The organism is Paenibacillus turicensis (assembly GCF_017873435.1).
GTDB classification, from domain to species: Bacteria; Bacillota; Bacilli; order Paenibacillales; family Paenibacillaceae; genus Fontibacillus; species Fontibacillus turicensis.
The window spans coordinates 44,328-63,832 of sequence record NZ_JAGGKG010000019.1 but is presented as its reverse complement, the minus strand read 5'-3'; the positions used below and the strand labels follow the sequence as shown (position 1 = coordinate 63,832).

Below are 19,505 nucleotides of genomic sequence, written 5' to 3'. Positions count from 1 at the left end.
TTACTTAATGGCTCAATCTCAAATGAATAAATGAATGGTTACTGCTAAGAGGTACAAACATTTAACTCCTATGAGATACAAAACGAAGGTCAAAGGATTGTGGAGCAATGGAATGGTCGCCTTTAAAATTGATTTCCACCTAATCTCACTTAAACATTCATAAGGAAATCAATTTTAACAGCGAGCGGAACAACCTTTGACCTGAGTGCCATTTATCTTTTAGTATTAGCACCATTTCAGTTGTGCCATTTATTAATTTGTTCATTCATTTATTCATTTCTGAGCTTAAATATCAATAAAAAGGAGAGCAAACTATGCAACTTTTCAAACAACTTATCGCAACAGAAATCACTACGATTCTGGACAATGCTACACCACAGCACAACATTACACCACAGCAAATTGAAGACTTACTTACGTACCCTACAGATAACAAGCTTGGCGACGTCGCACTCCCTTGCTTTCACTTCAGTAAAGCTTTGCGTGAATCCCCCATCAGTATCGCTGATAAGCTACAAGCACAGTTTAGCCACGAGGCATTTGAAGCTGTCGCAGCTGTCAATGGCTACTTAAATTTTTACATTGATTACACCAAGTTTGCGAAGTCCATCATGCCACAAATCACATCACAAAATACACAATATGGCGCTCAAAATATTGGCGCAGGCAAAACAATCGTCATTGATTATTCCTCCCCTAATATCGCGAAGTCCTTTCATGTCGCTCATTTAAGATCCACTGTAATTGGCAATAGCTTATATCAAATCTTTAAATTTCTTGGATTTAATGTGGTTGGGATTAACCATTTAGGAGATTGGGGAACTCAATTTGGCAAGCTAATTGTGGCTTATAAGCTATGGGGCAACGAAGCGGTTGTCAAAGAGCAAGGAATTGAGGAGCTACTACGTCTTTACATTTTGTTTCATCAAGAAAGTGAAAAACAACCTGAATTAGAGGATCAAGCTAGAGCATGGTTTACGAAGATGGAGCAAGGAAATGAGGAAGCAATCACCATTTGGCAATGGTTTTTAGACATAAGTATGCAGGAGTTTAATCGTATTTATGAGTTGCTTGGCGTCACCTTTGACTCCTTTTGTGGGGAGAGCTTTTACAATGACAAAATGGAGGCAACAATTCAGGCTCTAAAAAGCAAACAACTGCTTACCCAAGATGATGGCGCATGGATTGTTCCTTTTGAGAAGGATGAGATGCCGCCTGCAATTATGCTAAAAAAAGACGGTAGCTCACTTTATCATACACGTGATGTCACTGCTGCTATTTATAGATACGATACGTATCATTTCGATCAAGCGATCTATGTCACAGACTATTCGCAAAATCTACATTTTAAACAATGGTTCAAAATTATAGAGATGATGGGTTATCCTTGGGCAAAAGGACTTATGCACGTACCATTTGGTAGAATCAGCTTAGAAGGGAGCGGCTTTTCAACCCGTAAAGGGAATATGATTAAGCTCGAGGAGGTTCTGAATCAAGCGATACAAAAAACAAAGATAATTATCCAAGAGAAAAACCCACAGCTTCCCCATGCAGAAGAGGTTGCCAAGCAAGTGGGTGTGGGCGCGATTATTTTTAATGATCTAAGCAATAACAGAATTAAAGATATCGTCTTTTCTTGGGAGCACATCCTCAATTTCAAAGGGGAAACGGGGCCATATGTACAATATGTTCATGCTCGTTGTTGTCGCCTGCTCGCTGAAGCCAAGCTAGATAAAGCAACACTTCTTTGCTCTCTAGAAAACGTATATCCACAATTGCCAAATCAATATTTAACGCCAGAAAGCAAGCAATTGCTTAAATGGTTATCCCTATTCAGTGAAAGGATTGTTACAGCCATGGACAAATTAGAGCCATCCATCATCAGCCGCTATTTAATTGATCTGGCGCAAGCATTTAACCGGTTTTATCATGAGAACAAAGTGTTAGTGGAGGATATCTCTTTACGCCATTTTAGACTTGGACTTGTATTGTGTACCCAGATTACGTTACGTAATGGCCTTGCATTAATCGGGCTTCAATCACCTGAACAAATTTGAGTCCAATGGAACAATTTCCATATGTCCCCCAGCTATAGAGACATGAAACCTTGCTTCGCCCTCCTTAGGTTCAAGCTGACTTTTCTCGTATTGCAAAGGTAAAGAGCTACGAATCGCTTTACGAGATGTCAGCTTCCCTGTGGAAATCGTGAACCTTAGCGCCTCAGGAATGCAAACACGAAGCTTAGAAGAGGTAGATTTGACTGTTAACTCCCTTACTTCACATAATTGAGCGTCCACGTTACTTGCTGTAGCTTGAAGTTGAAGCTTCTCGTAGGCACCACTTAGCTGTAGCTTTCCTGACACAACATTACACTGAAGTACTTTGGTATTTATCTCACTTAGCTTAATTTGTGTACCTACGCCCTTAATATTTATATTGGATAACAACATAGCAGGCACAAAGATTTCTAAGCACGTCTTTTTCAAATTCACGCCTAACTTCGAGGACTTTCGCCCATCGGTAATCGTAATAACGGAAGCATGAAGCTCATATTGAAAAGCTTTTTCTATCTTAAATCCAGTGTCTGCATACTGAATGATCTCAATTTCATTGTTTGAGTTAGGCATGATCCTCACTTGACCCGTTAACCAATCTAAATTCAAGCTTAAAGCTGAATCCAAAGGTATTTTAATATGACGAATGACGGCTTGACCTTGATTTGAAAGCATCATTTACACTTGCTCCCTTCACCCTTCTATTCCAGCTCCATTTTATGAACGACTTGAAGCAAGCTATTGGCAACTAGCATAGCAGCCAAGATAATGAGCACGGATAATCCGATTAGCGCCTTATCGTTGTTAAAGCTGCCAATCACTGCATTCCCAATTACCCCAAATAGCACAAATGAAGTGACAATCGTCGTTGGCACTGACTTTTTGATGAATCCGATTCGCATTGCAATTAGGCTAATCCCATTTACACTAATGACCATGATGGCTAACAGCTTGAGACTAGATAAGACGAACTGTAATGACATCACATCCCTCAAAATCGGGGTCCACAGCTCCGTTAACCCATATAACACTAAGGGTGGAATGTAACCTATAATCATCGCAAGTGTAATAAAGCTAGCTACAACCGCTAATTTAGATAAAGCCACCTTTTTACGTTCAATCGGATAAGAAAATAGTAAAAATAACTGTTTACTCCCGTACTCCTGCACGACATATTTGGTATACATGACCGCCGACAAAATACAAAATATCATCATATACAGAATTGTAGCCAACAACAAAATGTTATCATAATGCTGAAACTGAGCATCCCCTGTTGAAGAAGCCACATACGACGCAAAATAAAGAAAGCACAACAAAAATAAAGAAGCTACAACACTAGCTTTTATATACACTGTCAGAGGAATTCTACGTACCTCTAGCTTCATTAGCTTAAGCAATAATTTCACCCCCATTATTCCCGCCTACCATAGTCATAAAATATTGCTCAAGTCCACCTGAATACTGCGCTCTAACCTGACATAAATCAGCTTCCTGTAGCAAGGCCCCATTTGAAATAATTCCTACGACATCAGCAACCTGCTCTAATTCCGAAATAATGTGACTAGAAATTAAAATAGTCATGTGCTGCTCCTCAACAAGCTGTCGAAATAAGGTACGCATATCTCGAATCCCCATTGGGTCTAAGCCATTAAGTGGCTCATCCAAAATTAATAGCTTAGGCTGGTGTAAGATCGCCCGTGCAATCGCTAACCTTTGCCTCATACCTAGCGATAATTTTGAAACGGGAAGCTTTGCTGAGTCTTGCAGCCCTACCTTTTGTAAAACGTTGGCAATCCTTGTGTGCTTTACCCCATTGTCGCCTTGTACGTCCATATATTCCAAATGCAAGGCTAAGTTTTCAGTCATATCTAAATGCTCGAAAAAAACAGGTACTTCAATTAGACTCCCCGTCTCTTTAAGAATCTCTTTGAGAATCTCATTTCGATCATTTGACATCTCTTTTCCTAAAACTTCAATTACACCTTGCGTTGGTGTCATTAGGCCTGTAATCATCTTCATCATCGTCGTTTTACCAGCACCATTTGCCCCAAGAAATCCGTAAATTTTACCTTCTGGCACATTCATTGTGCAATTGGAAATGACCTCTTGTCCAGCAAGCACCTTGGTCACATTCCGTACTGAAATCGCAGACTTAGGACTCTTTCCACTCGTAGTAACATTCGTAGTACTATTATTCATAGCAACGTTCATATTATCGCTCCTATTCATAGCCACCAATTTCGACATGGCGATTCACTATTTTTTCAATAAGCGTATTCGTCACAATATCGACGCCTAGCGATTGCATCATATGCTGTAAAAATTTTAAACGCTGGTAGGTGTCTGCTTGACTTCGTTCAAATAACATCGGATTAATCCAAATGTTAACGAGTAAAAGAAATATTTCTGCACACTGTAATGGGTAATCGGTATTAAGCGAGCCATCTTGTTTGCCTTGAGCAATAATCTCTGCAATAACAGGCGCATCCACCATAATCCCTCGCTGAATCCCTGTCACGACAAACTGCGGATTTTTAATCTGGGTGCTAAAAATATGATTATACGAATGAACTTCCTCATTCGCCAATAAATGATCTAAAATATAAACAAGACGATCCTTAGCGTTATATCCATGCTCACCCCCAAGTTGTGCCGCTTGTGCAATTAATTGCTCCATATATTGCGTCGTTTTATTAAACTGTCGTTCCATCACCACACTCAAAATCTCTTCCTTTGATTTAAAATGATGATAGATCGCCCCCTTAGACATCCCAATCTCATCAATAATGTGCTGCATACTTGTTTTCTCAAAGCCTTGCTCTAAAAAAAGCTTAGTCGCGATCTGCAATATCGTTTCTAACGTTTGCTCTGGTTGTTTAATTCTTGCCATATCGGGCCCCCCATATTTACTTCTAGATAAAATGCCATCAATCTCAACATACCGACCGTTGGTATGTATATTAGTTTGCTTTAGATCATTTGTCAATACTTGCACATAAAAAAAGCAACAACATTGATTTCTCAATACGAGAAACATGTCATTGCTTATAGCTATCCTACAATCCTAAAATAACATCCCATACCGCCTTGGTATGTCCTCCTGGATAAAACACGTATAACAATACGTATACGACTGTACCTGTTATCGCAGTAATAAACCAAATGACAGCAGTAATTCGTCCTAACTTGCGGTGCTTTGCATACTTTTCCTTAAAGCCAAACACCAAAGTCGTAATTCCAAATACAGCCGCAACCGTTGCTAAAACAATATGAAACACTAGGAAAATTTGATAATACACATGCAAATCAGCTGGACCACCCCAAGCTGTATTCCCTACAAATGCAGTTCTAGAAGCGTAGATAATGAAGAAAAGAATTGCTGCAACCGCAGCGGCAATCATCGTTTTTTTATGTGCTTCCCGCTTACCTTTAATAATAAGTGCCCAACCTATCGCTACCAAAATGGCACTTATAACGATAAATGCGGTACTAATGGTTGGGAGTATTGTAAACCAGTCCATTTACTCGACATCCTCCTGCTAGTTCGGTATTTCAACAATAAGTCTATGATATTTCATACACTTCGTAAAATAGTATACCATTAATTCGTTAAAATGACAGGTCCATCCTCTGTAATGGCTAACGTATGCTCATAATGTGCACCAAGACTTCCGTCTGCGGAGGAGATCGTCCAGCCATCTGAGCCCCAATGCACTGCGCCTGTATCTCCTCTTGTAAAAATAGGTTCGATCGTAATAACCATACCTGCTTTAAGCTTGACACCTGTACCTGCACGCCCGAAATTAGGCACATCTGGCTGTTCATGCATCGATTGTCCAATTCCATGTCCAATTAGCGAACGTACAACCCCAACACCTGCTTGCTTTGCCACATTAAAAACAGCCGCACCGATGTCACCGATTCGATTCCCAGGAACCGCCTGCTTAATCCCCTCATATAAAGCCTGCTCCGTTATTTTCAGCAAGGAGTCTGCTTCTGCACTTACCTTTCCTACCCGATAAGACCAACCAGAATCTGCCAACCAGCCGTCCTTGTTTACAACGATATCAATCGTGACAATATCTCCATCCTTCAAGGGTTCATTTTTGGGAAAGCCATGACAGACAACCTCGTTTACGGAAGCACAAGTTGCATATGGAAAACCACGATATCCTTTTTGCTCTGGTGTTGCACCATGCTGCTTCAAAAACTCCTCCACAAATGAATCAAGCTCCATCGTAGTCACACCAGGCTTAATTCGCTTCGCTAATTCCTTATGACAAGCAGCTAAAATGCTACCTGCCACACCAATTTTAGCAATTTCCTCTTTCGTTTTTAATTTAATTTTCAACCGTTACCCCTCCTGTGTTCTTTATTATTACAATATGCTTAACTTCTTCGCAAAATAAGGCAATATGTAAAAATCAAAAGAAAAAACCGTTCCTAGGCAGATAGCGCCCGAACGGTGAAAATGTAACATCATATAGGTGCCATATTTGTTATCCCTGACTGGGATTTTTAAGAGACAGAGGAATCCATTTTATCTAATTCATGCTCTACTAAATGAGTGAGCTCCTCTTCATATCCACTTGTAATTCGATACTTGCGGACATACTCCTTAACAAATTTTTTGGGATCTTTAGGTTTAAATATCCTCGTCATTTCACGCAAACTTTCTTTTACTTCATTGTGACCTTTCGTTGCCATACTTTAATTCCCTCCCAGAACGCTTGTGATTAATGCTCCGATTTCGAGAACGCCGAAAAGTGTGACTGAATAAATAGTATGAAGTTGCAAGCTAAAGTGATGTTGCCTTTCCGGCAGGCATTGACACTAGACATACCCGAAGAAAATCCCGCTTGTTCAAGTTGAAATATCCTTTTTTCAAGTATTACTACAAGTCTATGGACATTTCATGAGAAACAGAAGCATATGCAGCGCCTGGCAACAAAATATTGCTTCTTTCTCTTCACATGCGGTCATCGCAATATGTTTGGACGACCTCCTATCACAGTATATTATAACATACCTGATAAAAGTCCTCCACAATCTCATTGATGCTTCATAAAATGAATCCTTGCTATAGAAAAGCAGTATGCTGTGGTATTCTCTGCTATAGCTCGTCATACACTAAAGTTAGTTAAACCATTTTATGAAAAACTAATCACCTATTTTAGCTTGGTTTGCATTTCATCCAAAAATAAGAAAGAAGGTTAGCCAGATGTCTCCTTTCAAATCTTCAACGGGAATTTATGAAAATGTTGCTGGTTTCTTTTGTTACCTATTTGCCTTTGTTGGTGGCGTTGTATTCCTAGCTATTGAAAAACGAAGTCGATTTGTATTATTCCATTCCTTGCAGTCTATTATGCTCTTTATGGTAATCATGGTATTCCATGTCCTTACAGGCTTTATTCCTGTGATTGGTGTCATCTCAGGTTCACTTGTTACACTACTAGGAGTATTATTGTGGCTTCTTCTCATGTTCACGACACTTCAAGGAAAATGGGTTAAATTACCTTGGATTGGAGAGCTTGCTGAAAGACAACTGCAACGCATGTAATGGTGAAATTTAAATTTATTACCCCTTTATTTATTGTTCCATTGTAATGTCAGCAGTGCCGTTTTTCTGTGAAGGTTCCTTTTGCTCAGCTCCACGTAAACCATTAAACAATAGGTTCATAACAATTGCAGTAAAGCTCCCAGCTACGATTCCGTTGTCTACTAGTATACGAATACTTGCTGGTAATTGTGCAAAAATTTCTGGTACAACCGTTACACCAAGTCCCATCGCTACAGAACAAGCAATAATAAGTAAGTTTTCATGGCGATTCAAATCTACCTGTTCACTTAACATCCGAATACCGGAGGATAATACTAGTCCAAACAAAGCAATCATTGCACCCCCAAGGACATAGGTTGGCACAAGCTGCGTTAGTGCAGCTATTTTAGGGACAAAGCCAATAAGTACAAGCAAGCTCCCTGCTACAAAAATGACATCTCTTGTTTTAACACGACTCATTTGAACTAAGCCTACATTTTGTGAATAGGTGGTATATGGAAAGGAATTAAACACGCCACCAATCATAATTGCCAAGCCTTCCGCTCGGTAGCCACGTGCTAAATCTTTAGCCGTAATGTCCTTATCAACAATTCTACCTAATGCCATAAATACGCCTGTTGATTCAGCCACACTGACGATTGCAACTAAAATCATCGTAATAATAGCTGAGGCATGAAAAGTAGGTGTGCCAAAATGAAATGGCTCTACCATATGGAACCAGCTTGCTTCTTTTAATGGTGTGACCTTAACATCACCTGCAAAGCCAGCAGCAATTGTTCCTGCGATCAAACCAATCAACACGGAAATCGAACGTAAAAAGCCAGTCGTAAAGCGATTCAATAAAATGATTAAGAGTAATACGCCAAACCCAATTGACAGATGTAATGGACTACCAAAATTTGTGGCTGTACGATCGCCGCCCCCTAAATCGGTTAAAGCAACAGGAATGAGTGTGACTCCAATAATGGTGACAACAGAGCCAGTCACTACCGGTGGGAAAAAGGCAATCAATTTCCCAAATAAACCTGAGAATAAAAACACAAACAAACCTGATGCGATAATGGCGCCATAAATTGCTGTGATACCCATACCCTCTTCATTCCCAATCGCAATCATCGGGGATACAGCTTGGAATGCACAGCCTAACATAACAGGTAATCCAATTCCAAAAAACCGATTTTTCCAAATTTGTAGCAACGTTGCGATTCCACAAGCAAGCAAGTCAATGGCTATTAAATAGGTTAGTTGTTCATGTGTAAAATTTAATTGTCCACCTACGATAAGTGGAACGATGACTGCGCCTGCATACATTGCAAGTACATGTTGGATTCCTAAAGAAAAAGTTTTAAACGGATGTCTGTTTCTTGCAAAAACAACATCCTTTTGTTCGTTTATCACAATCATATGCCTTCTTTCTATTATTCCTCTACAAAGGTAACTGTATTATTTTCTAATGATGCAATTTTAACCAGGGATTCAAGCTTGAAGCCCGCCTCTTGTAGTAGCTTTGCACCTGGTTGAAATGATTTTTCGATGACAATCCCGATTCCAACCACATTTGCCCCAGATTGCTGCACAATTCTTGCTAAACCAAACGCAGCCTCTCCATTTGCTAAAAAGTCATCAATAATGAGGACATTGTCATTACTGTGCATAAATTTTTTGGAGACGGTAATTTCATTCGTTTCACGTTTGGTGAAGGAATACACCTTTTCCACAAAAATATCGTTTTTAAGGGTTAACGATTTATTTTTACGCGCAAAAATCATAGGTACATTTAATTCCAATGCCGTCATAATCGCCGGCGCAATGCCTGAGGATTCGATGGTCAAAATTTTTGTGATTTTTTGTCCCTCAAAACGCTGAACAAACTCTCTCCCAATTTCCTTCATTAGATTTGGGTCCATTTGGTGATTTAAAAAAGAGTCTACCTTTAACACCTGATCTCCGAGTACAATTCCTTCTGCCATTACTTTGTCTTTAAGCAATTTCACTTCAAATTCCTCCTAGATTTTTAGGCTCAAAATCAAAATAAGTACTTGACCACGATTGGGAGGTAGCTACGCTCCAGAGAGTTCTTGCGATTGTTGTTAAAATCATATTCCTTTTATAATGTATATTTATAGATGGAATTTGATTTTAAGAGACAATCTTCAGAATCTCTCTGTCTCTTCGCTAGTTTGGATAAGCGGTCAAGCACTAATTTTAGGATTGAACCCGTTTAATTAATGAGTATTTTGACACATTTTTTTAGCCAAAATACTAAAAAAGCCTATCTTCCCTAACCACGAGAAAATAGACTACAATGAAAAGAAGTCACATACAAAAACAATACTTATTTGCTAACCAATGAGCAATCGGAATTAATTCAGCTTGCAATTCGTTAATGGTATTGTAATATGTTATGGGATTTCCTCTCGTAGTCCAATCATTTACGGTGATCGGGTAGAAACATACAAGCCAATTCTTGCACATATACGAGAAAATCTATGATTTTTTTCTGAATTGTTGCAATGTTAGAAGTATAACGAAAGTTGTCGCAGAAATAAAGAGTAATTTAGTAGATGGATTAAATTATACAGAATTCAAATTAACAAGGCTCAAAATTACTATCTGCTCTTTTTGATAAGGAACAGAGGGTTCCTACGATCGCTGTTAAAGTCCAATTCCTAGAAAGACATGTAACATAGATAGAATTGGACTTTAAAGGCGAACATGTTCATTTCTCCGAAATCCCTCTGCACCCCTTTTTGAGCAGACACTAATTTTAGAACAAGCCTTTAAACTATTTTAAATTTTGTATATATTTATAGGTAGGAATGAAAGGAGTAATTAGCATGGGAATAGTAAAGGAATTTAAAGAATTTGCTGTACGTGGTAATGTCATTGATTTAGCTGTAGGGGTTATTATCGGGGGTGCATTTGGTAAAATTGTCACCTCTGTTGTAAATGATGTTATTATGCCGCCAATCGGGAAGCTCCTTGGTGGGGTAAACTTCACAGATTTGTTTTATAATTTGGATGGAAGCAAAACGTTGCCAAATGGGGCACCTATCCAATCGTTAGCTCAAGCACAAGAGGCGGGCGCGGCCGTGATCGCATATGGTCAATTTATTAACACTTTATTAGACTTCTTAATAGTTGCACTATGTGTATTTTTCTTAGTGAAGGGGATTAACTATTTAAGACGTGGAGGTAAAGCAGCAGAGGAAGAGCCCGTAAAGGCACCAACGACAAAGGAATGTCCTCACTGCTATATGGAAATTCCGATCAAAGCAACACGTTGTGGTCACTGTACCTCCATCCTTGATTCTAAAGAACAACACGCGCATTAATGCACCTTAGTCCATAAATATACAAGTAGATTTCAAAAAAATAATAAGCAAAGGCAGACCTTATTTCAGGATCTGCCTTTGCTTATTTAAAAAAATAAAATTTAATATATCGGATTTTATAGCTTTTTATAACTGAACGCATAATATGACCAATTAAATACTTGGCTTTTGTGGCAATAAATTACCCACAATCGACTTCAAATCATGGTCATCCTTTTCCACCTTGTCACCCATATCTAATCTTTTTATTCTAATGTGACTATAATCTGCACCCGAATCTACTGGTTTAAATATCATCTGGTCCTCATCTGCAAGCCGAAGTTTATATCCCATTTGCTCAAACATCCCTAAAAGGTCATCTTTGGTAGGATTTTTCCCCTCATCTACAAAAATTAAACCTCTTAGTTCTTTTGTCTGATGTTCATGAACAACTTCAAAATGTACAATACACTCCATTTATTTAAACCTCCCTTCATTACTTCGCATTTTGGGCGAAATGCCTCTTACCTATTATCTACGATTGAGTTTATGTTTAGGAAGGCAACAAATATCACAACTCTGTGAACAATTCCACTTATTACTGCTGTGCTCCACAATGCGGACACCATTTATTGTAAATCGTAATTGCTTTACCACAATTTGAGCATGTTTTAGCATGTTCATTCTCTTTAGTCATTTCAGCCGCATTCCCTGCTACAGAATAACTAGTAGAAGAACTCGTGGTTGTGTTAGGTGTCACATTCTCCTTCCAATTAGCTATTAAGCGGTCCAATTCTTCTTGGCGCTTACGTTCACGATCTAGTTCAAGCTGTTGTTTTGCTTCCTCTTCAGGATTAGGTGGTAATGGCTTTTCTACTTCCTGCTCTTCTCTAGACGCAATATTGTGTTCTTTCTCAGCGATATTGTTTTCTGAAGAGCTTTCCTTATGTGCTACCGCATCATAACGCCACTCACTTGCAGCCGCAGTGACATTTTCAACGGTATGTGATTGTACTGACTCGGCTGGAGCTGCTTCTTTTCGTTCAGGTAGCTTACTACCGCAAAATTGACAAAACAATGCTTCCTTAGCTACAGATTTGCCACATGAAGGGCATAGACGTTCATTTTTAAGGTCTGCAATTTTGTATTTAATTTCATCGCGCTCCTCTAATAACAAACCACATGTACGTGCTAACTCCACCATTTCCTTTTCAGCCTTTGACATGTCCTTGCTCTGAAAGCCTTCATAAAACACTTCACCCATGCGTTTATAATATAGCCCAACCTCACGCTCAATATTTGTGATTTGTGTATTTAATTTACCGATCTCAACAACATTTTGAGCACGATCGGTTACTTTACCAGCGCTGTTTTTAATTTTCTGAAACAAGTTCATAGCTCCTCCTCCAATTATCCTCATAATCTCCATGATGTAATGTAATAGATTCTAAAATAAATAATAATTAATGATACCAGATTTGTCATAACTGTGAAAACTGAAACTCAACAAGTAAACTTCACGTAAGTATTTTTTATAAATCTAATGTTACTGTCACTGTGATGTCAGTGCAAATTTTTGAGTAAACTTTGATTTTGACAAGCTATTCACGATACAATAAGTATAAGTAAAATTTCTTAATTATAGGGGTAGATCATTCTGGACATATCAAACTCAAGTGACACAAGAAAGATTTTAAGTCAGGTAGACCTTAAAGAGTTAGACCTTAAAGAACTGTATCATTGGGAAATAGATCAAGAACAACTCCGTCAAATAGATGAATGGAGAAAGCTCCCTACTTTATATCAGATTGCTTTAGATGAACTACAAAATAAACTTAAGCTTATACAAACTGAATGGAAAATTCATAATGGCTACAGTCCCATTGAACATATTAAAACACGTATTAAAGAGCCAAAAAGCATTTTAGAAAAGCTTGACCGTAAAGGTTATGAGATGACCGTAGATAATATGATTAGTAAAATTCATGATATCGCTGGAATGCGGATTGTTTTCTCCTTTGTGAAAGACATTTATAGCCTGCTTGAGCATTTTAAGCAGCGTGAGGATTTAACAATCCTAGAAGTGAAGGATTACATTGCGAATCCTAAGCCTAACGGCTACCAAAGTCTTCATGTTATCGTTGCAGTGCCACTCACTCTTTTTGAAGGCAAGCGTTTAATGAAAATCGAAATTCAAATGCGTACATTAGCGATGGACTTCTGGGCCAGCATGGAGCATATTTTATTTTATAAATATGACAAGCAGGTGCCACCACACGTTGTAAGAGAGCTAACAGAAGCTGCGATTGCCGCAGATGAGCTTGATAAAAAAATGCATGGACTACGCAAGGAAATTATGGGTAGCAGCGAAGCTCAAATTCCAAAAAAGTCCGACAATCTGATTGATGTCTCACAGTTATTATTAGAAAACAAGTCTTCTTAGCCCAATAAGGCTAATTATATAAAGTCTAATTTATACAGTTTGACGTTACTACCTTGTATTTAGTTTCGATTTAACGATAAAGTTTTAATTTATGTAATGTAAATAAACAATAAAAGCTCCTTATCTCCCACTTTACTGTGGGGTCAAGGAGCTTCTTTGTTATGTTATCGATGTGTTTTTCTTCACCTCATTAATAATCATCGTAAGGCTTGCTGCTACGCCCTTCACCTGTGGCAACAGCTCCTGCCACTGATCAAGCTGAGTCTGCTGACCTGTTAACTTCATCTCGATTTCATTCAAGTGGGGTCCAGGTGTGTGAAGGTGTCCCTGATCGGCCATATCTGCTAACCATTCTGCGATGCCTGAATTGCTACCTGCACGAGTCACCGCTTTGATAGGTGGTCCAGCAAGCTTTTCCAGTACTTGTTCTTGATTAGACAAGGGCGAAGCTGCTGACCAGTTAGCAAACACCGCTGCGCTCAGTGACTCCTTATTCCAGCCTACAGCCTGTAACCCAATCCAAGGATTTTGCTGCCATGCTAAATAAACATACTCAATTGCCGCTTGACGATGCTCACAATCGTCTTTCCCGCAGTTACACTTTACTTGATCTAATTCCACTACATTTTCCCATCGAAGTAAACTGGATGTAAGCGGGTGATGGGGATCTAGCTTGAAAGCTTGCTCCTTCTCATCCAGTTCCAAAAGCTGATACAATAACAAGCTATTGTCCGTAAGCTTATTGACGAATTCAGTTTCATTCCAGCTACGAATTGGAATTGTAATGTTGAACTGAGAGGCCAATCGATCCAGCTTAAAAGTCACGCCAATTTGCCCACTGACAAATTCAATAGGTGTATCCATAATCACCGTTACATCCCTCCTCCCATGTTCCCTGCTCCAAGTGTAATAAGCCTAGTCAACTCATCGTTACTCATTTCTGTGATCCATTGTTCTCCAGAGCCAACCACCTGCTCAGATAAAGACCGTTTAGCTTCGATCAGCTCGTCTATTTTTTCTTCCAACGTTCCTAAACTAATTAATTTATGCACCTCGACATTTTTTTGTTGACCAATGCGAAAAACACGATCTGTAGCTTGATTTTCGACAGCAGGGTTCCACCAGCGATCATAATGGATTACATGATTCGCTCTCGTTAAATTCAAGCCAACCCCACCAGCCTTAAGCGACAAAATAAATATTGGAGAACCTTGACCTTCCTGGAATTGAGTTACCATTTTATCTCTTTCGGCCTTGGTGACGCCACCATGCAGGAAAAAAGGAGTTGTTTTGTATCTTGACGCTAAATGCTCCTGCAACATATGACCCATCTGCACATATTGCGTAAAAATCAAGGTTGCTTCACTATTATCCATAATTAAATCAAGTAGCTCAGCTAATCTTAGCAGCTTTCCTGACCGCTCCAAGGCATCTTTTCCAGTCTGATTGTCACCTTGGATTGGATAGTTGCATATTTGCTTGAGCTGGGTCAAGGAGGATAATACTAATCCTTTACGAGCAATTCCTGTTCGATCACCAAGTTGTGACAACAACCTTGATGTCACCTGCTCATATTGCTGGATCTGCTCTTGTGTCAACGTACAATATGACTTCAACTCAATTTTTTCAGGTAAATCCTTACGAATAAGTGGATCACTTTTTAATCTTCTCAACAAAAATGGAGCAATTAATGTACGTAATACATTGAGTTGGTCAGGTTGATCACTATTTCCATAACGTGCCTTAAAGAAAGCATGAGAGCCTAAATAACCTGGGTTCAAAAATTGAAAAATGGACCACAACTCACTCAGGCGATTTTCTACAGGTGTACCTGTCATGGCAATCCGGTGGTTGGCATGAAGCTTCATGACACTTTGCGCTTGTTTTGTGCGATAGTTTTTAATATATTGCGCTTCATCAAGCACAACCGTATCCCATTGTACCGCTTGAAGCTCCTTGGCATCTCTACCCACTAATTGATAGGTCGTTAACACCACGTCATATTGCTCCTGCTTTCTTACAAAATCCTCCCCATGCAATCGATCACTACCATGATGGATATACAATTTAAGCTGGGGTGCAAAACGTTCTAGCTCCCGCTCCCAGTTGCCAATTAAGGAAGTAGGGCATACAATAAGCCCACATGACTTGGAGCTTTTTATATTGTCTAACAGGACAGTAATAACCTGAATCGTTTTACCCAGCCCCATATCATCTGCCAATAGCGCACCAAACTGAAATTTCCGCATGACAGATAACCACTGAAAGCCACGCTCCTGATAAGGTCTTAGCGTACCCTGCAAGGCATTAGGCACCTTCCAACCACAATCCTCCATCTGCTCTTTATTTATAATAAATTGAGACAGCAATTGGCCAGAGTCAATATCCTCGACATAGATGCCATCCAGCATTCGCGCCTCATCCTCTAGGGCTGTCAAATGCATAAGCTCTCTAAATGACATCGTACTTTGCTGTTCATGCCGCTTCATAAATTTAAGAACCTGTTTTATTTCCTTCAAATTAATTTCAATCCATCTTCCTCTAAAAAAAACGAGTGGAGATTTTGAAGCGGATAACTCCATAAGCTCCTGAACAGTGAGAACCTCACCATCCAGCATGATATCTGCTTGAAATGAAACTAATTGCTCCACACCAAATAATGACTTATCTCCTGCTGTATTTCCATCTGCCCAATGATCCGCCTTTACTTTAATAGACGCAGTTTTTCTTCCTTCTTTAGACCAGCTTGATGGCATCTGCAGAGTTACACCATTTTTGTGTAGCAATGCTGCGGAATGGCTTAAGAAGTGGAATACTTCCTTTGCCTCTAAAATGCCACCAACAGGTCTTGGAGATAACAATAACGCTTTGATTTCAGGACAAAGTGTAGCTGCCTTGCCTAATCTAAGCAATAGATTTTGCTGAATATGGTGATAAACTCTCCCCCGTAAACTCGGATTTTGCTCATTTAAGCTCCAAATGACATCGGCTGGAATGGATACAGCTGGGTCCTCTACACCTTCAGCTAAAAAGCTAACCTGCCACTTTGGATTTGACTGAACCACCTCTACTGGCAGATCTGTTTGGACTTGATAGGGCTCTAGCCGAACACATAAACGAATCGTGCCCACCTGCTCCGTTTCCTTCAGCTCTGCCCTTTCTTTATGCAAGATGTGATTGCCTACCCTAGCGGTGTCTTCGATTAACTGCTCAACTTCTTGGGTAGTGCCTTGAAATTGCAACGCTTGAGTGCCTAATAGATGATTCCACCACAACTCATGTATGGGTGAATATCCTCTACGATAATCGGCTTTACTCCGTTTAAGCTTCGGCCCAAGCGAATTAATGGATTGTCGCACTTTAAAATCTATCATTGTACTAAGGAAGGAATGTAATACTACCATCTGCATCATTTCAATGGAGTCATCCTGTATTTTTAGATGATGAGAAGCAGCAAGCCCAATCGGCGGCATCGCCGCTGCAAGACTACGAAACAGTTCCTCATCATGCTCATTTCCTAAATAAGGGCCAAAGCTGGCACTCATCACCGGCTGGGTACCACGTCTTCGACCACCCATCTGAGTTGCCTCATAAGCCATGGGTACAATTTGCCCCTGCTCAAGTAATTTAAGTGCAAACTTAAGTGCATTGCTCCAATAATTAAATTCAGCTCCACATTCGAAGCCAAAGGACTGAACCTTGCTCTCGTCCCAATGAAGTAATAAATCCCATGTATCCAGAGCAGATAAGGCAAGCCCCTCTAGTGTGCGCCCAAGTAGCCCTTTACGCTCGTTGTTTACCGCTTTACGGGTTGCATGCTTAACGGGATAACGGACCTCTGCTAAACGCAGTAATGCCTGCTGAAATGGACGTACTCCCGCATCGAAACTAATTTTTCTTACCTGCGCCGTCCAAGTATCTATTTTTGATTCTGAAGTTTCGCCGGAAAAGCAAAATAACACTTCACCTAGCCAAATTCCATAAAGACGCTGATTCATGATGATCTCCCGTCATGTTAATTCTTTGTTTCCTTATGTGCATTTCCTCATGTGCATATCTATACTATTTTATACGAAAATCCAACCAGATAAAACCAAGTTACGCTAAAGTTTGGATTAATAAAACAAAAAAACCGGAGCGACCTGTATATGCAGGTCGACCCCAGCTTATGGCTCATTCAAGCATTGCTTACGGTTTAAGCGCAATAACTTCAATTTCAACCAATGCATCCTTAGGCAAGCGAGCCACCTCTACTGCACTTCTTGCGGGATAAGGTTGTGAAAAAAATGTACCGTATACTTCATTCACTTTTGTGAAATCATTCATGTCCTTTAAAAAAACTGTCGTTTTAACGACATGCTCTAGACCTGTCCCTGCAGCAGCTAAAACTGCCTCTACATTACGAAGTGACTGAGCGGCCTGAGCCTCTACACCTTCAGGTAGTTCACCTGTAACTGGATCAAGACCTAATTGTCCTGATGTGTAAACCAAGTTATTAATAAGAATTGCCTGAGAATAAGGTCCAATTGCACCCGGTGCTGAAGCAGTTGAAATGACTTGCTTTGACATTCACAGTGACCACCTTTCAAATTTAAACAATGAATTAAAATGTATTGTACCACAATCTGTTATAGGAAAACCGCCAAACTTTTATATTTTATCGCCTTGAGGTGTCGTGTAAGCAGGCAAGTAAAAGGAAAAAACACTTCCTCCCTCGCTACGGTTAGAATATCGTATGCATCCACCTAAAAGTCTAGCTAAATTGCAGCTTATAGGTAGACCTAAGCCTGTTCCACCAAATCTACGACTAATGGAGCCATCTGCTTGCTGAAAAGGTTCAAAAATGAGCGTTCTTTTATCCTCAGGCACACCAATTCCCGAATCAATCACATGGAATATAATCCAATTCGTAGCTTTATTATTAACATTACTGACAATACTATCATCAATGCTGTCCTTAACGTTCTTTTCCATTTCAATACTAAGACTTACTACACCTGCACTTGTAAATTTAAAGGCATTGGCTAATAAGTTTCTTAAAATTTGACCAATTCGATTTGCATCTGAATAAACGACATGGGGTACCGAAGGTTCAATTTTGATTTGAAAATCAATATTTTTTTCATTCGCAATATGCTGAAACTGCACCTGCATTAAATCTGGAAATTCATGAACATTGACTTCCTCATGAAGGATCTCAAGTCTTCCTGCTTCTACTTTAGATAAATCAAGAATATCGTTAATTAGCTGTAGCAAATCTTGCCCCGAGCGATAAATAAAAGATCCATATTGCTTGGAGTCCGCACTACTGTCCTCAGACTCAGTGATCAATTGTGCAAAGTTAATGATGCCATTTAAGGGTGTCCTAAGCTCATGAGACATATTCGCTAAAAATTCCGTTTTATATTTTGAGGCTAATGCAAGCTGCTCCGCTCGCTCCTGTAAATTAAGCTTTACCTGATGAAGATCGTCCTTTTGTTTTATAAGTAACTGGTTCGCTTCCTTTAATGCCAGCTTATGACGCTGCTCTAGTTGGAAGTCACGTAATATTAAAGCAAAAATACAACTAAGCGCAATACTGATTGGAAGTGTGATTGGCATTATTTTAGTCATGTAAAACATAAAAGGATATACACCAAAAATTGCGATATTGATACAGTTTGTTAAGTTAACAACTAAAATGACAATAAACGCCTTAACATAAAATCTGTAGGTGCTTTTTTGCATCCACATGTTAAGGCCTGCACATAAAATGCCTAACAAAAATAAATTGATCATACCCGCAATTGAAGCAGGATTTAAGCCAAAGGTCAGGCGCAGCAATCCGATTCCACATCCAATCACAACCAACGTCAAAGGATTTCGATAAATGACGGTCGCGATAAGCAGCGGAATAAAACGCAAATCGAAAATGACGGTTTCTCCAATTTGAAAACCAAAAAACATACTTACCCAACCAGCAAAAATAATGAGTACAATGGATAACACATAATTTACTTCTTTTGAGGTATTCGCAAAAATATACTTATAGATAACATTAGCAACATATGCCACTGTAATTAACATGCCTAAATTCATAAAAAACATAATTCCAAAATTCATGTGAACGCTCCCTCTATATTTTGGCCTTT

At 39.4% G+C, this 19,505-nt stretch carries 19 protein-coding genes and 1 riboswitch; of the genes, 4 read left to right on the top strand and 15 right to left on the bottom strand.

The features are described from left to right. Positions 1-314: 314 nt before the first annotated feature. Positions 315-2,057: an arginine--tRNA ligase gene (argS, locus tag J2Z32_RS17530; protein ID WP_210090485.1), complete on the top strand. Its 1,743-nt coding sequence runs from the start codon at positions 315-317 to the stop codon at positions 2,055-2,057. Here argS and J2Z32_RS17525 read toward each other — a convergent pair. The 7 genes from J2Z32_RS17525 to J2Z32_RS17495 form a co-directional block, all read right to left on the bottom strand. After that, positions 2,040-2,732, bottom strand: coding sequence for a DUF4097 family beta strand repeat-containing protein (locus tag J2Z32_RS17525; protein WP_210090484.1), 693 nt, complete (start codon positions 2,730-2,732; stop codon positions 2,040-2,042). The two genes, argS and J2Z32_RS17525, sit on opposite strands and share 18 nt — an antisense overlap. 23 nt (positions 2,733-2,755) lie before the next feature. Next, positions 2,756-3,454 carry an ABC transporter permease gene (locus J2Z32_RS17520; protein WP_210090483.1) on the bottom strand — a complete coding sequence of 233 codons (699 nt, stop codon included), beginning with the start codon at positions 3,452-3,454 and terminating at the stop codon, positions 2,756-2,758. Then, a complete protein-coding gene (locus J2Z32_RS17515) occupies positions 3,447-4,268 on the bottom strand; it encodes an ABC transporter ATP-binding protein (RefSeq protein ID WP_245251568.1) in 822 nt (273 codons plus the stop codon). The genes J2Z32_RS17520 and J2Z32_RS17515 overlap by 8 nt, the downstream gene beginning before the upstream one ends. A gap of 10 nt (positions 4,269-4,278) precedes the next feature. Continuing rightward, positions 4,279-4,947, bottom strand: coding sequence for a TetR/AcrR family transcriptional regulator (locus tag J2Z32_RS17510; protein WP_210090482.1), 669 nt, complete (start codon positions 4,945-4,947; stop codon positions 4,279-4,281). Positions 4,948-5,113: 166 nt separating this feature from the next. After that, the gene (locus tag J2Z32_RS17505; RefSeq protein ID WP_210090481.1) at positions 5,114-5,578 is read right to left on the bottom strand and encodes a DUF420 domain-containing protein; all 465 of its coding nucleotides are present in this window, start codon (positions 5,576-5,578) and stop codon (positions 5,114-5,116) included. 80 nt (positions 5,579-5,658) lie between these two features. Then, entirely contained in the window at positions 5,659-6,408 is a 750-nt protein-coding gene (gene map, locus J2Z32_RS17500; protein WP_210090480.1) for a type I methionyl aminopeptidase, read from the bottom strand. A 167-nt stretch (positions 6,409-6,575) separates the two neighbouring features. Continuing rightward, positions 6,576-6,764 (bottom strand): hypothetical protein, encoded by a 189-nt coding sequence (locus J2Z32_RS17495; protein WP_210090479.1) that lies wholly within the window; start codon positions 6,762-6,764, stop codon positions 6,576-6,578. A gap of 514 nt (positions 6,765-7,278) precedes the next feature. On the opposite strand from J2Z32_RS17495, the gene J2Z32_RS17490 reads away from it, so the two are divergent. After that, positions 7,279-7,617, top strand: a complete 339-nt coding sequence (locus J2Z32_RS17490; protein ID WP_210090478.1) for a DUF4870 domain-containing protein — start codon at positions 7,279-7,281, stop codon at positions 7,615-7,617. Between the two features lie 30 nt (positions 7,618-7,647). Here the strand turns inward: J2Z32_RS17490 and J2Z32_RS17485 are convergent, their stop codons facing one another. Then, positions 7,648-9,012 carry a nucleobase:cation symporter-2 family protein gene (locus tag J2Z32_RS17485; RefSeq protein WP_342453974.1) on the bottom strand — a complete coding sequence of 455 codons (1,365 nt, stop codon included), beginning with the start codon at positions 9,010-9,012 and terminating at the stop codon, positions 7,648-7,650. 23 nt (positions 9,013-9,035) lie between these two features. After that, entirely contained in the window at positions 9,036-9,611 is a 576-nt protein-coding gene (locus J2Z32_RS17480; protein ID WP_210090476.1) for a xanthine phosphoribosyltransferase, read from the bottom strand. Positions 9,612-10,017: 406 nt separating this feature from the next. Continuing rightward, a riboswitch (purine riboswitch) is annotated at positions 10,018-10,118 on the bottom strand. A gap of 336 nt (positions 10,119-10,454) precedes the next feature. On the opposite strand from J2Z32_RS17480, the gene mscL reads away from it, so the two are divergent. Next, a complete protein-coding gene (gene mscL, locus J2Z32_RS17475) occupies positions 10,455-10,952 on the top strand; it encodes a large conductance mechanosensitive channel protein MscL (protein ID WP_245251567.1) in 498 nt (165 codons plus the stop codon). Positions 10,953-11,105: 153 nt separating this feature from the next. On the opposite strand, the gene J2Z32_RS17470 is transcribed toward mscL, so the two are convergent. Beyond that, positions 11,106-11,408: a hypothetical protein gene (locus J2Z32_RS17470; RefSeq protein ID WP_210090475.1), complete on the bottom strand. Its 303-nt coding sequence runs from the start codon at positions 11,406-11,408 to the stop codon at positions 11,106-11,108. 121 nt (positions 11,409-11,529) lie between these two features. Next, positions 11,530-12,327 carry a zinc-ribbon domain-containing protein gene (locus tag J2Z32_RS17465; RefSeq protein WP_210090474.1) on the bottom strand — a complete coding sequence of 266 codons (798 nt, stop codon included), beginning with the start codon at positions 12,325-12,327 and terminating at the stop codon, positions 11,530-11,532. Positions 12,328-12,663: 336 nt separating this feature from the next. On the opposite strand from J2Z32_RS17465, the gene J2Z32_RS17460 reads away from it, so the two are divergent. After that, complete coding sequence (locus tag J2Z32_RS17460) at positions 12,664-13,374, top strand: GTP pyrophosphokinase (RefSeq protein ID WP_245251572.1); 711 nt, start codon at positions 12,664-12,666, stop codon at positions 13,372-13,374. Positions 13,375-13,533: 159 nt separating this feature from the next. On the opposite strand, the gene J2Z32_RS17455 is transcribed toward J2Z32_RS17460, so the two are convergent. From J2Z32_RS17455 to J2Z32_RS17440, 4 genes are all read right to left on the bottom strand, one after another. Then, positions 13,534-14,244, bottom strand: coding sequence for a hypothetical protein (locus J2Z32_RS17455; RefSeq protein ID WP_210090473.1), 711 nt, complete (start codon positions 14,242-14,244; stop codon positions 13,534-13,536). Positions 14,245-14,246: 2 nt separating this feature from the next. Further along, on the bottom strand, positions 14,247-17,372 hold the full coding sequence (locus tag J2Z32_RS17450; protein WP_210090472.1) for a DEAD/DEAH box helicase: 3,126 nt from the start codon (positions 17,370-17,372) through the stop codon (positions 14,247-14,249). Positions 17,373-17,562: 190 nt separating this feature from the next. Beyond that, a complete protein-coding gene (locus tag J2Z32_RS17445; RefSeq protein ID WP_210090471.1) occupies positions 17,563-17,943 on the bottom strand; it encodes a RidA family protein in 381 nt (126 codons plus the stop codon). 81 nt (positions 17,944-18,024) lie between these two features. Beyond that, entirely contained in the window at positions 18,025-19,476 is a 1,452-nt protein-coding gene (locus J2Z32_RS17440) for an ATP-binding protein (RefSeq protein WP_210090470.1), read from the bottom strand. Positions 19,477-19,505 lie beyond the last annotated feature (29 nt).

Excerpts from the sequence above, each read along its gene's own strand:
- argS (WP_210090485.1), top strand. The coding sequence starts at position 315 with ATGCAACTTTTCAAACAACTTATCGCAACAGAAATCACTACGATTCTG.
- J2Z32_RS17525 (WP_210090484.1), bottom strand. The coding sequence starts at position 2,732 with ATGATGCTTTCAAATCAAGGTCAAGCCGTCATTCGTCATATTAAAATA.
- J2Z32_RS17515 (WP_245251568.1), bottom strand. The coding sequence starts at position 4,268 with ATGAACGTTGCTATGAATAATAGTACTACGAATGTTACTACGAGTGGA.
- J2Z32_RS17510 (WP_210090482.1), bottom strand. The coding sequence starts at position 4,947 with ATGGCAAGAATTAAACAACCAGAGCAAACGTTAGAAACGATATTGCAG.
- J2Z32_RS17505 (WP_210090481.1), bottom strand. The coding sequence starts at position 5,578 with ATGGACTGGTTTACAATACTCCCAACCATTAGTACCGCATTTATCGTT.
- J2Z32_RS17495 (WP_210090479.1), bottom strand. The coding sequence starts at position 6,764 with ATGGCAACGAAAGGTCACAATGAAGTAAAAGAAAGTTTGCGTGAAATG.
- J2Z32_RS17490 (WP_210090478.1), top strand. The coding sequence starts at position 7,279 with ATGTCTCCTTTCAAATCTTCAACGGGAATTTATGAAAATGTTGCTGGT.
- mscL (WP_245251567.1), top strand. The coding sequence starts at position 10,455 with ATGGGAATAGTAAAGGAATTTAAAGAATTTGCTGTACGTGGTAATGTC.
- J2Z32_RS17470 (WP_210090475.1), bottom strand. The coding sequence starts at position 11,408 with ATGGAGTGTATTGTACATTTTGAAGTTGTTCATGAACATCAGACAAAA.
- J2Z32_RS17465 (WP_210090474.1), bottom strand. The coding sequence starts at position 12,327 with ATGAACTTGTTTCAGAAAATTAAAAACAGCGCTGGTAAAGTAACCGAT.
- J2Z32_RS17450 (WP_210090472.1), bottom strand. The coding sequence starts at position 17,372 with ATGAATCAGCGTCTTTATGGAATTTGGCTAGGTGAAGTGTTATTTTGC.
- J2Z32_RS17445 (WP_210090471.1), bottom strand. The coding sequence starts at position 17,943 with ATGTCAAAGCAAGTCATTTCAACTGCTTCAGCACCGGGTGCAATTGGA.
- J2Z32_RS17440 (WP_210090470.1), bottom strand. The coding sequence starts at position 19,476 with ATGAATTTTGGAATTATGTTTTTTATGAATTTAGGCATGTTAATTACA.